Annotated in this window: 13 protein-coding genes; 1 reads left to right on the forward strand and 12 read right to left on the reverse strand. The window is 34.9% G+C overall.

Annotated elements, in window-relative coordinates; genetic code table 11:
• Window positions 1-3 precede the first annotated feature (3 nt).
• From KO493_RS02845 to KO493_RS02870, 6 genes are all read right to left on the reverse strand, one after another.
• Entirely contained in the window at window positions 4-366 is a 363-nt protein-coding gene (locus KO493_RS02845; RefSeq protein ID WP_216066438.1) for a four helix bundle protein, read from the reverse strand.
• A 47-nt stretch (window positions 367-413) separates the two neighbouring features.
• Window positions 414-1,457 carry a dTDP-glucose 4,6-dehydratase gene (gene rfbB / locus KO493_RS02850; protein WP_216066439.1) on the reverse strand — a complete coding sequence of 348 codons (1,044 nt, stop codon included), beginning with the start codon at window positions 1,455-1,457 and terminating at the stop codon, window positions 414-416.
• Between the two features lie 77 nt (window positions 1,458-1,534).
• A complete protein-coding gene (locus tag KO493_RS02855) occupies window positions 1,535-2,605 on the reverse strand; it encodes a hypothetical protein (RefSeq protein WP_216066440.1) in 1,071 nt (356 codons plus the stop codon).
• Window positions 2,606-2,610: 5 nt separating this feature from the next.
• On the reverse strand, window positions 2,611-4,299 hold the full coding sequence (locus tag KO493_RS02860; RefSeq protein ID WP_216066441.1) for a DUF6909 family protein: 1,689 nt from the start codon (window positions 4,297-4,299) through the stop codon (window positions 2,611-2,613).
• A gap of 45 nt (window positions 4,300-4,344) precedes the next feature.
• The gene (locus KO493_RS02865; RefSeq protein WP_216066442.1) at window positions 4,345-5,832 is read right to left on the reverse strand and encodes a GH3 auxin-responsive promoter family protein; all 1,488 of its coding nucleotides are present in this window, start codon (window positions 5,830-5,832) and stop codon (window positions 4,345-4,347) included.
• Window positions 5,833-6,702 (reverse strand): M23 family metallopeptidase, encoded by an 870-nt coding sequence (locus KO493_RS02870; RefSeq protein WP_216066443.1) that lies wholly within the window; start codon window positions 6,700-6,702, stop codon window positions 5,833-5,835.
• A 168-nt stretch (window positions 6,703-6,870) separates the two neighbouring features.
• Here KO493_RS02870 and tatA point away from each other — a divergent pair, with 168 nt between their 5' ends.
• A complete protein-coding gene (tatA, locus tag KO493_RS02875) occupies window positions 6,871-7,056 on the forward strand; it encodes a twin-arginine translocase TatA/TatE family subunit (RefSeq protein WP_216066444.1) in 186 nt (61 codons plus the stop codon).
• A 255-nt stretch (window positions 7,057-7,311) separates the two neighbouring features.
• Here tatA and KO493_RS02880 read toward each other — a convergent pair whose 3' ends face one another.
• The 6 genes from KO493_RS02880 to KO493_RS02905 form a co-directional block, all read right to left on the reverse strand.
• The gene (locus tag KO493_RS02880; RefSeq protein WP_216066445.1) at window positions 7,312-8,292 is read right to left on the reverse strand and encodes a DUF4837 family protein; all 981 of its coding nucleotides are present in this window, start codon (window positions 8,290-8,292) and stop codon (window positions 7,312-7,314) included.
• A 184-nt stretch (window positions 8,293-8,476) separates the two neighbouring features.
• Window positions 8,477-10,057: a lytic transglycosylase domain-containing protein gene (locus KO493_RS02885; RefSeq protein ID WP_216066446.1), complete on the reverse strand. Its 1,581-nt coding sequence runs from the start codon at window positions 10,055-10,057 to the stop codon at window positions 8,477-8,479.
• A gap of 79 nt (window positions 10,058-10,136) precedes the next feature.
• Window positions 10,137-11,324: a phosphoglycerate kinase gene (locus KO493_RS02890; protein ID WP_216066447.1), complete on the reverse strand. Its 1,188-nt coding sequence runs from the start codon at window positions 11,322-11,324 to the stop codon at window positions 10,137-10,139.
• 290 nt (window positions 11,325-11,614) lie between these two features.
• Window positions 11,615-12,610, reverse strand: coding sequence for a tRNA dihydrouridine synthase DusB (dusB, locus tag KO493_RS02895; RefSeq protein WP_216066448.1), 996 nt, complete (start codon window positions 12,608-12,610; stop codon window positions 11,615-11,617).
• Between the two features lie 243 nt (window positions 12,611-12,853).
• A complete protein-coding gene (locus tag KO493_RS02900) occupies window positions 12,854-13,093 on the reverse strand; it encodes a PLD nuclease N-terminal domain-containing protein (protein ID WP_216066449.1) in 240 nt (79 codons plus the stop codon).
• A gap of 84 nt (window positions 13,094-13,177) precedes the next feature.
• Entirely contained in the window at window positions 13,178-15,616 is a 2,439-nt protein-coding gene (locus KO493_RS02905; RefSeq protein WP_216066450.1) for a TonB-dependent receptor, read from the reverse strand.
• Window positions 15,617-15,623: the final 7 nt, after the last annotated feature.

The following is a 15,623-nucleotide window of genomic DNA, read 5'->3' on the forward strand; positions in this document are numbered from 1 at the left end:
TTTTCAACTTTTATTTTCTAAACTTTTTATCAATTTAGAAAGCATATTTCTAATGAAATACACGCGCTTATTTATTTCTTCTGAGTTATTTAAATATTGTAGTCGTAAAGCAATTTCTATTTGTGTTTCTACCTCTGAAAGCGACCCCAATGCAATATACAAAAACCTTGAAAATTCTTTACTTCCTTTTCGTCCAGCCCCTTCAGCAATATTAGAAGGTATAGAAACAACAGCTCTTTGGAGTTGTGAAGAAAGACCAAAATTTTCTTGCTTAGGGAAGCTTTTAGTAACATCATAAATCGCAACAACTAAATCCATGGCCTCTTGCCATACCCGTAAATCCTTATGCGACTGAATTTGGTTCATTTATGTACTTACTTTATAACCTCTTAGCTGTTTAACTATATCACCTACTAAGCATATTGCTTTTCATAGTACTCCTTATAAGCCCCACTGGTTACATTTTTAAGCCAGTCTTCATTACTCAGATACCAATCGATTGTTTTTTCAAGGCCTTGTTCAAAAGTTACCGATGGCTCCCAGCCTAATTCGTTTTTAATTTTTGAAGCATCGATAGCATATCTTAAATCATGACCAGGTCGATCTTTCACATAGGTAATTAATTTCTCTGAAGTCCCTTGAACTCTTCCCAACTTCTTATCCATTTGAGCGCATAGTAACTTCACTAAATCAATATTTTTCCACTCATTAAACCCACCAATATTATACGTTTCTCCATTAATACCTTTATGAAATACCAAATCTATGGCTACAGCGTGGTCTATAACATACAGCCAATCTCTCGTGTAATTACCATCTCCATATACCGGAAGTGGCTTATTTTCAAGGATATTATTTATAAATAAAGGAATTAACTTTTCAGGAAACTGGTTTTGCCCATAATTATTGGAGCAATTTGTAATCACATAGGGCAAATTATAAGTTTCACCATAAGCACGAACAAAATGATCTGAGCTGGCTTTTGACGCTGAATATGGAGAATTTGGATCATAGGCTGTCGTTTCTGTAAACAAGCCTGTTTGACCTAATGTTCCATAAACCTCATCGGTACTCACATGATAAAAGCGTTTATTGGTGAAATCAGATTTCCACGCTTCTTTACAAGCATTTAAAAGATTCATTGTCCCGATAACATTTGTTTTCACAAAGGCTAAAGGATCTGTAATCGAACGATCGACATGTGACTCTGCCGCTAAATGAATGACACCGTCAAACTCCTGTTCTCTAAAAAGTGTGCCTATAAAATTTTCATCAGTAATATCGCCTTTCAAAAAAGTATAATTTGACTTTTTTTCTACATCTTTTAAGTTTTCGAGGTTCCCCGCGTAAGTAAGGGCATCTAAATTAAAAATATGGTAATCTGGGTATTTTTCAACAAAAAGCCTAACGACATGTGAACCTATAAACCCTGCTCCTCCTGTTATTAAAATATTCATTTCATTTTATATTAATTACATGAATTCTTAATGAATCTGACCGTTTAAGCATTCACAATGACACTTCGATAATATTACTACTTCTTACTCTCCTTCTCTAAAAACTTACCTAAACCTAAAAACGCAAAAATTAACAAGGTTACCCCAAATAAAAGTAAAGGCAAAACAAATTTCTTTTTATCAGACCATTCTCGAATATCGTATCCTGTTTCTGGAAAACCAGCCAACACATTAATAACACCATGTTCTTCGGCTTTTCTAACATTTACTTCTCTTCGCAGCTCCTCTAACCTTAATCGTTTTTCAATCACCTTAGATTCATCCATCAATAATCCTTGAGATTCGCCATCACTACTACCCATATAAAGGTTGGTTCCAGAACCTTGAACTGGCTCTTTTAGAGATTCGGTAACTCTAATTTGTAAATATTGATTCGCTAAGGAATCCGTTTTTTGAATTTGACTTTTTAAAGCCTGCTCTTCTAAATCTAAATTTTTCTTGTTCGCAACAACTAAATTTTCTAAATACGAGTTATTTACTATTTTTTTCGTAAAACCTAATTCTATATCTCTAAATAAAGATTTATTAGTAGATGCAACACCTATTTGGTGAACTGGGTAATTTATAGAGGTCAATGAAGCGATATAGCGATCATAAGTCATCTCAGTACGAGATAAAGAATCTAAATTTGTGTAAAACTCTGAATACATTTCTGCCACTTGATTTTCATCTACTGAAGCTGTAATATAAAAACCTTTTAACTTTGATGCTTCTGAAGGCTCTATATTAAGCACTTTAGCCAATCGCAAAGAATCAGCATCAATCGTTAGCTGATGTAACTGCCTTACATTCTCATAAACCTGACGCGCCGAATTAAAATTGGTTTCAATAAACATATTAGCTCCATACATTTTATCAGTTTTAGAGTCTACAATAAAGCCCGCTACAAAACCAATAATTATTGCTACTGCATACCATATTTTACATCTGTACAAATGTGCTAATAAGGCAATCAACAACTTATAAATACCAATAAAAATACTGGCAATAAACTTAAAAAAACGATCGAAAGCTTTACCTATTAATTTAAATAATTGCCCTAAATCAACTTCTTCTGATGGTTGCGACGCATGTGACTCTTTACTCATAATAATTAATTAAGTATTTGTTCTAATATGGTTTTTGTTATTAAATATGTAGGTTTTACGCCCGATGTTCCTAATCCTCCTGATGCTAATGTTGCTCCTGTTTCTAAGGGGTTATCACTGGCATAGTAAGCATATCTTACTTTTACGTTTTCACTAATGCTCCCTCTTACTTTTGAAGCGGCTTGAATGGCTTTCTGGTAGTGCGCACCTTCCATTTCTAATCCTATAACCCGCCAAGTGGAATTATAAAAGAATTTTAAAATGTCTTTGTTTTGTAATGAAGTTCCCAATACCGTAATCATAGAACCTTCATAAACCGAAACGCCCTGACCTTCTAAATCTTCCTTTTTAAGCTCATTATTAAAGGGATAATTATCGGCAGTACCTTCAAAAATATGAGCCGAAGGTATCATAATATCACCTTTACCCCCTTCTAAAATTCCTGCTTTACCCATAATAGAAACGGAATCCACATTCAAATGAACTTCCTCATCCTCAACATTGTAGGGTTTCAACAACTCATCTATAGTTTCATAGGCCTGCTCTCCAAAAGCATAATCCATGACCAAAATAACAGGCTTTTCTTCTTTTATTACCGTTTCAGTAACTTTTATACCGAGTTTGGAAGTATCAAATTTTGACGAATCAAAAAGCTGAACATCTATATTTGCACCAGAAGTATCCTCAATGTAAATCATGCCATTTTGCATGGCTTCCTTAGATACTTTATCACGTGAAGCTCCATTTTCCGACTGACTTAGAGACTCATAGACTTCAAAAACATCCTTTTTAGCGTTTTTTAATTTTAAGGCATTGGCTGCAAAAAAGGTATTCATAACACTATGCATATTAGCGCTTATAATATGAATTGGACGCCTTATTAAACCTTCTTTAAAAAGTGTTTCCTTAATGGTGTCTGCCCAAACTTCACCATGAATATGATGACCAATGCGTTCTCTCAATACCGGACTAAAAGTTATAGTTCTTTTATCTTTATTAATAAGTTCTTCTATTGCTAATTTACCCAACCAGTATACAATATGTAAAAAGCGTTCAGGTTGTGTATCTAAAGCAAAAGAAGCATATATTGTTTTTATTTCATTAAAAGTACGTCCTAAGATATTTGCAGCATGAGTTATAGCGACTTCACGTGTTTCCTTAGAAAGTTTCTTTTTAGACAATACGGCCTTTTCAAGCTTAATCCAATCTCTTGTCGTGGCGCCATCTTCATCAATTAAAACACGCTCCCCAATTTTATGAGATTCAATAAAAACAAATGTCAGGTGGGTTAAAATATCATAAATCTCCGATCGCCCTCGTGTGATCTCTATATTCATCTGTTCATCATCAATGCGATAACAATTACGACGACGTTTCTTTGGAACTATAGTTTCAAAATGAGAATTTGAATAGCCTTCATCACTCGTTAAATTGATAAAGGTGCATTCTTCAATGCCTTGAGGTAAGCGATCGATGACATAGAGTAGACCTTCGAGTTCCGCTTTTTCTTCACCTACAGAACCATAAATTTCGGGTCTTAAAAGTAAAAGTGCTTCTCTTAAAGTTTCACCCGAAATACCCATAGGCTTATAAAACCCGCGATTAAACAAGTGACGCATAGTAATATACAGGCGCTCGATCGCGTTCGAACTCTCTTGAGCTCTGGTTCTTGTATGTAGTTTACTATTTGCCATGAATACTTTTAAATGCTCGCCAAAGATAACATTATTGAACGAATCTTATTGTGGAAAATTTTGAACAATTTTTCTATCATTTGACAGTCTTGGTATTTTATTTTGCCCCCCCAACTTACCTTGCGATTTCATATACGCTTGAAATCCGCCTTTTTTCACTTTCGTGATTTTTAAGGGTTGCAAAACTTTACCTTCAATTAAATCGAAATAATAACTGTTTTGTTTTTGAAGCGAGACGTCTATTTTTTTCGCTAATGCGGAAAGATCCTCTGGTTCATTTTCAAACTCAATAAACCATTCATGATAAGGCAAGCCTTCTTCTGGTGTAATTTGTGGTGCCACCGTAAATTCTGAAACACGAATATCTGAATCCGCTGTAGCTTCCTGCATCGCCTGCTCCACTTCTTTACCAATGACATGTTCACCAAAGGCTGAAATAAAATGCTTGATACGTCCTGAAACAATCACACGATAGGGTTTTGTTGAAGTAAACTGAATGGTATCTCCTAAGTTATACCCCCAAAGCCCAGCATTCGATGAAATAATCATCACATAATTTACACCAACCTCAACATCTTTAATAGTAAGTCGCTCTGGATTTTCACTAAAAAATGCATCAGCTTTAATAAACTCATAAAAAATACCCGAATTCAACAAGAGCAACATGCCTTTTTCATTCTGTTTATCTTGGTAAGCAAAGAAACCTTCACTTGCGGGGTACAACTCAATACTATCCACCTTCCTACCAATAAGGTTTTCAAATTTTGCACGGTAAGGTTCGTAGTTTACACCACCAAAAATGAATAAATTAAAATTCTTAAAAACATCGCCAACCGGCTTACCTGTTTTCTGTTGAATTTTTTCAAAATACATTTGGACCCACGAAGGAATACCTGAAATAATAGTCATGTCTTCAGGAAGTGTTTCCTCAACAATGGCATCTACTTTAGTTTCCCAATCGTCTATACAATTTGTTTCCCATGAAGGCAATCGGTTTTTCTGCAAATATTTCGGAACATAATGTGCTACAATACCAGACAATCGCCCTAATTGTACGCCGTTTTGCTCTTTCAATTCTGGACTACCCTGTAAAAAGATCATTTTACCATCAACAAACTTAGCGCTGCCCGTTTCATTAATGTATAATAAAATAGCGTTTCTTGCTGCTTCCACGTGATTAGGCATACTCTCCTTGGTTAAAGGAATATATTTTGCCCCCGATGTGGTTCCAGATGTTTTTGCAAAATACATGGGCTTGCCTTTCCAAAGTACATTAGACTCGCCTGCAACCACGCGTTCCACATAAGGTTTAAGCGCCTCATAGTCACGAACAGGAACGCGCTTTACAAAATCACGGTGATTATTGATGCTTACAAAATCATGATCTTGACCAAAAGCCGTACTTGTAGCCTGAGATATAAGTTCTTGAAACACCTTTTGTTGCGTTTCCACAGGATTATTGGCCCATTTCTGAACCTTTTTATTTATAATTTTTGCAAATGGTATTGCTAAAGCAGATTTTATTGATATCATTTATTTAAAATCGATAAAGTTTGTGGGATTAATTGGATACCCGTCGTTCCAGAGCTCAAAATGTAAATGTGGTCCTGTTGATAATTCTCCTGTATTTCCAGCGGTGGCAATCACTTCGCCCGATTTCACTAAATCGCCCTGAACTTTTGTTAAAGCAGAACAATGTTTATAAATAGATATTAAACCGTGGCTATGTTCTAAAATAATCACATACCCTGTACTGGCAGTCCATTCGGCAAAAATAACGACACCATCGGCAGTCGCTTTTATAGGCGTATCTTTAGCAACGGTAACATCTACCGCATAATGTTTTTCTTTTGGCTTATAAGTTTCACTTATTGCTCCGTTAACCGGTGGAAACAAAACAAAGTTTGTAGCCGATGTGGCCGATTCAAATAAATTATATTTATCTTCTTTATCGACTTTCTCTCGAAGTAACGAATCTTCTGCAATTGGCGCTAAATCTACTTCTCTAGCTTCAGTTTTCACTGCATTAATAATGGAATCTCTGTTAAACTCTACAGTACTTACATCGCCTGTTAACACCTTTTTTATGGAATTATAATAACGATCATTTAAAACAATAACCTGTTGTAATGAATCTGTTTTATAACTTAATTCGGTAGCTTTTTTTTTCAAAGCTGTAGAAGAATAACCCGGAATATATTCCCTTAATGGTGTTAAAGCAATAATTAAATAAGTAATAGAAATAAAAAAAACAGCCATTAACGATCCCATAACGAATACGTTTAAACGTGTTAGCTTAAATGAAAGGCGCTCCTCAAAAGTATTTTCATTAAGAATTACTAACCGGTATTTATCCAGTAGTTTTCTTATTCTTTTTTTAGGTTTCTTTTCTTTATCTGCCATCTGCTGCAAAAATAGATAGAATTTATGAAATAGTGGAGTTCTTCAAGCAAAGACTGGCATTATTCCAACAGAGAAAATCCGTTAGAATACATACCAAAATGCTAAAGTTATGCTTAAAACGATATTATTTAACTTTAATTATTAACTTTGTTTTTTAAATTAAATATTATGAACTTATATATGTTACCATTAGCCATTGGACCTTGGCAAATCGCCCTAATTGTCGTGGTTGTTTTACTTTTATTTGGAGGTAAAAAAATTCCTGAACTAATGCGTGGTTTAGGTAGTGGCATTAAAGAATTTAAGGATGCAAGCAAAGAGGACGAAGAAACTAGCATTGATAAAAAAGACTAGAATAATACGTTTTCAATTGGCATAAAAAAGACCAACAAACTCTGTTTGTTGGTCTTTTTGGTTTTAAACAATTTAATTCAAGAGTAAAATGTGTAAACATAAACTCATTATAATTCTAAAATGAACACGTTAAGTTCTGCACAGCGGTCAGTTCGAGCACTTGCAAGAACGTTTCGAAATGAAAAGTAAGCCAATATCGACTGCGCTTGCGCTCGATTTGACATTATTCTAAAAATTCATTAAAAGCATGTGTTACTAATCAATTTTTACCGATTTTATTATAGATTCCAATTCTAACATGTAATTTCTTTTTTCAACCGAAGGTGCAAATGAAAACCCTTCAATAATTACCCAACGTTTATTGTCCTTATCTTCAATCGCATAATTAATAAATGGACCGGCCATAAAGGCATTTTTAACATCCCAAATACCTCTTGTTTCTATTGCTGGTTTATGATCTATAGTGGTTTCTGTAATAAACGGTGCATAAGCATCTTCTGTAACCATATAAGAACCTTCTACAGGGCCTTCAATATAAGTTTTTCCGACTGAATCTCTTATTTTGATAATCTGACCTACTAAGCTATCATTTCTTTTTATAGCATTTAAAGGCAGTTCATAAATCATTAAATTATTCGTTCCTGTTGTGATGTCTTTTCTAAACCAGAAAAAATCTTCAGTCTCGATAGCTTTTCTATAAATGGATGCAAACTGAATGGTTAAACCTAACTTTTCTTGAATGGTTTTAAAAGTATGTGGCGATTTCATCATTTGACGTTGGCGCTCCGCTAACTCTTCATTTCTAAAAACAGCTATAATTTTCGATTCGTTTTCAGAAAGCACTTCAATGATCTCCTCCTTGGTACCCCCAGAAACGGTGATTACTTTTTGAGGTTTAGCGTATACATTACTTGAAACCTCAAAACCTTTGGCCTGATTTGGTTTTATAATTAAAACCGTTCTGTTTTTAGTTACAAACCCAGAAAATACAGATGATGGAATCTGACTGATACTAAACATAGGTTCGTCCTGAGGCAAGCCATAAATGGGTTTTGTTAATACCGAACGGATCGCATCACCAACGCGACCCTCCCAAAAATCATTTTCGGTAACTACCGATACATTATTAATGGCACCAGAAGCATCTGGAAGAAAATCTTCGTTAGATTTTTTTTTTGTTTCCCCGCAAGAAATAAGCAGCAATAAAGCGATAGCCGAACAAATCAAGTTTTTCATAATAAAAGTATAGTTTTTAAATTACACCAATTTAATTGTATAATGTCGGATTTTTAATTTGAAATATTTTTTGTTCAGATGACCTATAAAATTCAAGCATAGCATGAGCTACGGTTTTATTTTATATTGAAATATGGGCGAAAAAGAAACAAGTTATATGCGATATTATATGCTTAATATGGTATTATCCTTTGGAAATTTTTAATTTCATTCCAGGTTTTAATTTACTCCCACTAATACCGTTCCAATCTATAATATTTTGAACAGAAACACCAGAAAATTTTTGAGAGATGCTCCAAAGTGAATCACCATTCTTCACCGTATACAGCAATGTCTTTCCCGTAATGTCTTTGATATTGGTCTTAGTTGAGCTTGCAGAACTTGCCCCTTGCGGGTGTTTAGGATAAATGGAAAGGCGCTGCCCAATATCAATATTATTACTTCTTAATCCGTTCCAACGTTTTATATCGCTTATCCGAACACTATATCGCCGAGCAATCTTTCCTAAATAATCGCCAGATTTTACACGATAAGTAATTTTACTGCTCGCTTTAGAGTACTGCGGTAAAGGTTTCTCACGTTTGTTAAACTCTGTTTTGGCATAATGATAAACTTCCACTTCATTGTTCACAAACTTACCAACCACTTCTATAGGCAATCGCAATACATAATCCTCATTCTTAACATATGGGATAATATCTAATTTATAAGACGGATTTAAAAACTTCAATTCCTCGATAGGTGTACCCGTAACTTTTGATACATGATCTAGCGTAATCATGTGCTTCACTTTAACCGTGTCGGTTTGGAAATAGGCTATTTCCGGGTTTGGTTTGGTAAAACCATGCGCTTCAGCATATTCAAAAATATACATATTTGCTAAAAATGCTGGCAAATACCCTGCGGTTTCACGTGGTAAATTATGACGAATATTCCAGTAGTTTTTATAACCACCCGAGCGTCTAATCGCTTTATTTACATTTCCTGGCCCCGAATTATAAGCTGCCAAGGCTAAGTCCCAATCGTCGAAAATATCATAGAGCCTCGATAAATATTTTGCTGCGGCCTCGGTAGACATGATCGGGTCGCTACGTTCATCAACATAACTACTTACATGCAAACCATAGTTTTTACCTGTAGTATACATAAACTGCCATAAACCAGTTGCTCCAACTCTAGATTTAGCTCTTGGTTTTAATGCCGATTCTACTACGGCTAAATATTTTATTTCCAACGGAATGTTATGCTTATCCAATTCAGTTTCAAACATCGGGAAGTAAAACGCACTCAAATTAATGAGCCTTTGTAATGTTTTTGGTCTATTCTTTAAATAGGATTTAATAACACTTTCTAATGCCGGATTGTATTCTACATTAAATGGAGTTCTGGCATTTAATTCTTTTAAACGCGCTTTAAGTGTATCGGTAGGTAATTCTGTGAATATAACTGGTTTGTAATCTAATTCAGCAACACTTTTAGAAATCGTGTCATAGAGGTTATTACTATGATATAACTCATCCCGCCATTTAGCATCAAACTTTGCCGCTAACTCGTGGTCTTTTAAGTTATCTATTGAAAAACTATCAACAGCGATGGTTTTCACGTCAGATTGCCTAATATCTAATAAGGTATCTTTTATTTGTGTATTCTCAACAAGTAAGGAATCCTTGAGTGCATTATTTTGAAGAGAAATTGAATCTTGCACTTGAGAGAAACCAGTGCTTATATTAAGTACTACGAGAAGTATAAAAAAACGAATTGCCATAAAATCTTTATCAATAATTATTGAACGATATTATGGCAAAATTCGTGTATTTTACGCTAAACTAAAAACTTAAGCGCTATTATTCTAATATGGCAGCTATTCCTGGTAAGGTTTTACCCTCTAAACTTTCAAGCATGGCACCACCACCAGTACTTACATAACTCACCTTGTTTTCAAATCCGAATTGCTTCACAGCCGCTACAGAATCTCCACCTCCCACAAGAGAGAAAGCGCCGTTTTTAGTAGCTTCAGCGATAGAATTACCTAATTCGATAGTTCCGTTTGCAAAAGATTCCATTTCAAAAACGCCTAATGGACCATTCCAAAGAATGGTTTTACACGCATTAACCACTTTATCAAAAGCGGCGATAGATTTTGGTCCAGCATCTACACCTTCCCAACCATCAGGAATGGCGTTTATATCGACTGTTTGCTTGTTGGCATCGTTACTAAATGCATCGGCAGCAATCGTATCAACAGGAATATGAATCTGTACATTTTTAGCTTTGGCTTGCTCTAAAATCTCTAATGCTAATGGCATTTTATCATCTTCACAAATAGAGTTTCCTATTTTTCCGCCTTGCGCTTTTACAAAAGTAAAGGCCATACCACCACCAATAATAAGGTGATCTACTTTATCAAGAATATTTTCTATAATCGTAATTTTAGAAGATACTTTTGCACCACCAAGAATGGCCAAAACTGGCTTTTCACCGGTTTCCATTACTTTTTGAATACTTTCTATTTCTTGAGCTAATAGGTTTCCGAAACACTTTCTACCTTCAAAAAACTGAGCTACAATAGTGGTTGATGCATGCGCTCTATGCGCTGTACCAAAAGCATCATTCACATAAATATCACCTAATTTCGATAATTTTTCCGCGAAAGCGACATCTCCAGCGGTTTCCTCCTTATAAAAACGCAAGTTTTCTAAAAGTAAAACCTTACCTGACTCTAGGTTTGCTGCTGCTGCTTCGGCTTGCTCACCAATACAATCAGGAACAAACTGAACTTCTACCCCTAAAATCTCTTCTACAGTATCGGCAATATGTTTTAAAGAAAACTCATCTTGAAATCCTTTTGGACGCCCTAAGTGAGACATTAAAATACAGCTTCCGCCATCTTCTAAGATTTTGATAATGGTAGGTTTTGCAGACACAATTCTTGTTGCATCAGTCACTTCAAAATTTTCATTTAAAGGCACATTAAAATCTACTCTTATTAAGGCTTTTTTATCTTTGAAATCAAAATCATTTAAGGTTTTCATAGCTCTATTTTTTATCTTTTAAATATTTTACATACAAATGTAACCAATTAAAGAGTGTTAAAAAATGTGTTTTTTCACGAAAACGTTTGAAATTTTAAAGAAATTAACATTATTGCGGAAATAGTGCTGTAGGCAGTAGGCTTTAGGCAATAAGTAGTAAGCGATAAGCTTGCCTTTATTGTCCTCCCCATATTTCTACGGCAAAACCAAAGTAAAAAGTCTAAAGACAACAAATATCAGAGACATGGCTACAGCCTATAGCCTATAGCCTATAGCCTATAGCCTATAGATTACTCAAAAAACTGGTAACCTGCAAATTTATCAAGAACCTCATCAAAAGCTGCAAACACATCTTTAGCGCGGTCTGAAGTCACCATTTTCATGCGGTATTCTTTAAAATGTGGAATGCCTTTAAAGTAATTGGTATAATGTCTACGGGTTTCAAAAACGCCAAGAATCTCACCTTTCCAATCAATAGACATTTGCAAATGACGACGCGCCGCTTCAACGCGTTCTTCTAAAGAAATAGGCGCTAAATGTTCACCGGTTTCAAAAAAGTGTTTCACCTGTTTGAAAAACCATGGATTCCCAATACTGGCACGACCAATCATACAACCATCTAAACCGAACTCATCGCGCATAAGCATGGCTTTTTCTGGAGTATCTACATCGCCATTTCCAAAAACTGGAATGTGCATACGCGGATTATTTTTCACATCCATTATAGGTTTCCAATCGGCTTCACCCTTGTACATCTGTGCGCGTGTACGACCGTGAATAGAAATTGCCTTACAACCAACATCTTGCAAACGTTCGGCAACCTCAACAATACGAATGGAATCATGGTCCCAACCCAACCGGGTTTTTACAGTAATAGGAATGTTGGTGCGTTTTACCATTTCGGCGGTAAGCTGTTCCATTAAGCACACATCTTTTAAAATACCTGCTCCGGCACCTTTACTCACCACTTTTTTTACGGGGCATCCAAAATTAATATCGATAATATCGGGTTTAGATTCCGCTACGATATCAATGGTTTGCAACATACTATCCAAATTAGCACCGAATATTTGAATACCCACTGGGCGTTCTTTTTCGTAAATATCTAATTTCATAACACTTTTTGCGGCGTTGCGAATTAAACCTTCGCTAGATACAAATTCGGTGTACACCACATCGGCACCTTGTTCTTTACACAAAGCACGAAATGGCGGGTCGCTAACATCTTCCATTGGCGCTAAAAGCAATGGAAAATCTGGAAGTTCTATGTTGTCTATTTTTACCAAAATATAATAATTGTCGGCAAAATTACAGCTTTTTAGTTAAACATGAAGTTTTTAAAATCAAGTTTAACTTCTGTTGCTACTCCTCGTCTCTAATCTTCTGGTTTAACCCTGTCGATTCGATCTAAATAATGAATACCCCTAAGCCTTATCCACTTGCTAAAATTCGGCAATTTGCTAAATTCCGATAATGTAAAATTTAGATATCGATTCCATAAACCAACTAAAAAATCTAGTACAATATTTTTAAGACGACCTTGTTATATTCGATACTGATAATTTCTGTTTTCTTCCCATTATAAAATATAAAAGCGCCCCAAATAAGTTTCCGAGTAAGACTACTAAAAGCCATACTATTTTATTATTTCCAGTAAATTCATTTCTTACAATATCAATAAGCGCCACAACCGTTGGAATAATTCCAAGAAATACGCTAATTAATATTATAATTATTTGCCAAGGTCCAATCATTAAAAAATAGTTCATAGTTTATGTTTTAATTTTTATCGAAATTTTTTTATAAAACTAATATTCACACGCTGTATTTTAAAGCGCAACCCAGATAGCATACTATTTTCCAATAACATAATCTGTTTTTACAACAACAGGAATGCCTGTAGCGGTAATTCCTTCTAAGGTCACTTTAACTGTGGTTTCAACCTCACTATTAAAGTAAGACACCTTAGCATTTCCGGAGCCATCTGGATGAATAAATGGATTCCAATATAAGGTATTCCTTACGGCAGCACTATTATCCATTTCAAAGGTAGGCTCATTAGGATTTGGGGAATAAAAAACACGTGCTTTATAAAAACCATCTATTTTTTTGGTTATAGAATGTGGGGTATGTTTATTTTTTCTTCTATTAAGCGCCCCTTCTTTAGTATAAATTAAAATTGCACCATTTGCGCCACTTGAACCAAATACTGCAGCACTTGCACCATTCATAGATTCTATTTTTGCCACATCATCCGGCAGAAGAGTCCCTAAAGCATCTGATTCCCATGGGGCACCATCAACAAGAATCTGGGCCGCTCCAGTATTCCTAGTAAATTTAATAGTAGTGCCACTAACCATCACGCCAGGAATGGAAAATTGAATGAGCTGATAAATACTTGAAAAACGTTGTGTTCTTTCATCAACAATATAACTGTGGTCGGCTTCACCATAGATACTTTCTGGAACGTTACTTTTCTTTTTTGCAACGATTTCTACCTCATCCAATAATGTTGACCCTGTAATACCAAAGGCGATATTCTTTTTAAAGATATGCTCTTTTACATCCTTGTTTTTAGCCAAATACACCGTGCTATCTTTTTTAAACTTAACCGCCATTGGTTCTGGAAAAAGCGAATCTAGCACAAACATGCCCCTGTTTTTTCTACTCTCACTTTGCGTATTTAACATCATGGTAGATTGCCCCATAAACACCAAATTTTCAAATTTAAACCGACCAATTGAATCGGTCATATTATAAAGTGTGTTCACTTGCTTATTGTTAAACAAACTAAGTAGTACTTTGTTATTTGGCTTGGCTATATTTCCATTTTGCTCCTTTACTCTACCCGAAATAGTAATTCCTTTTTCTGCCTTAAAAGGCAACCTATATCCCTTAACTTCAGGTATTTCTTTCCATAAAAAATCTCTCCATCCTTGCGTTAAAAGTAATAAATCCAAATTAGCTAATCGTCTTGGGTTGGAACCATCGAAATAATAACCAGGATTGATCACCTGCCCTCTAATATCTGATTCCATTAAAAAATATGAACAAATATTAGAGCTCATATCTTTTGTATCCTCCAACCCATTCATATCTATACTACTTATAGAAAAACTAGCAGGTACCACTTCACCTGCTTTTGTTTTAGATGAAATATTTACCGTAACTTCTTCCTTTGGTTTATATACATTTTTTTCTGTGCTTAAAGCTATATTGACTTCAGGAGTTTTTTCGACATATACCAAGCGTTCGCTTTGAGGACGTGAGGCTTTATCGTATAAAGTAATTTGTGCAATACCATTTGGAAAGTCTTTTTTTGGCAATTCAAAAGAAACATTCGTTTCGTTTATAGACTGAGCTGTTTCAAAATATCCAATTGCCCTTGTAGTGCCAATAATTTTAACGGGCGCGTTTGGATTATTTAATAAAGTTGCATTATTGGTTTTAATAGTTACCATATCCTTGCCCTGAACATTTCTAAAACTTAACAAATACCCTTGTTTTTTAGCCTCTGGGAGTGCTAATTTTAATATTTCTTCGTGATCCAAATTTGTAATTTTAGCATAATATTTTTCACCTTTTTCTGGCTTAATATGAAATTTCCCCATACCATCATGCACACTCCCTAGTAAGGTAACCAACTCATTTTTGGAGTTAAAAACCTTACCTCTTACATTAATTGGCTCTCCATTTGCTGAAACAGCTTTAAAAGCCACCACGCTAATAACATTTTCTAAAAGAGAGCCGCCTTCAGGAAAAAACTGAAGATTAGGTTTTTCTTTATTAACTTGGTGTAAATTTTTAGTTTCAGTGGCTTGACTTGCACCCTCTGACTTACTCGCTTTATTTTTTTCAAATACATCCAAAATTTCAATCTCCTTTTTGAATACAAAATCGTCGCCAAAATTGCGATTCCAATTCGTATAGGCGCGCAACTGATACACCCCTGATTTTTTTACACCAATGGAATCGGTTAATGCGATATCACCATAACCCAAACCTTCTTCTAACCTTATTTTATTACGCATTAGAATTTTAGATTCAGGAGAAATTAATTCGACATACAAAACATTACTATGGTCAAAAAGCAAATTATTATAAGCGTATACTGTATACGCTTTATACCATATAGATTCGCCTTTAACATAGTAAGGACGATCTGTATGAAGGTATATTTTTTCTACGTCTGTGATGACATGCTTATCGGTTGTGGTTGAAGATTTTTGTTGAGAAAACGAAAAGTTAGTCGTTAAAATTAATAGAAAAATACAGGATACTATTTTCTTCATACTTTTA

This window comes from Pseudotamlana agarivorans (genome assembly GCF_018860245.1).
GTDB lineage: Bacteria > Bacteroidota > Bacteroidia > Flavobacteriales > Flavobacteriaceae > Pseudotamlana > Pseudotamlana agarivorans_A.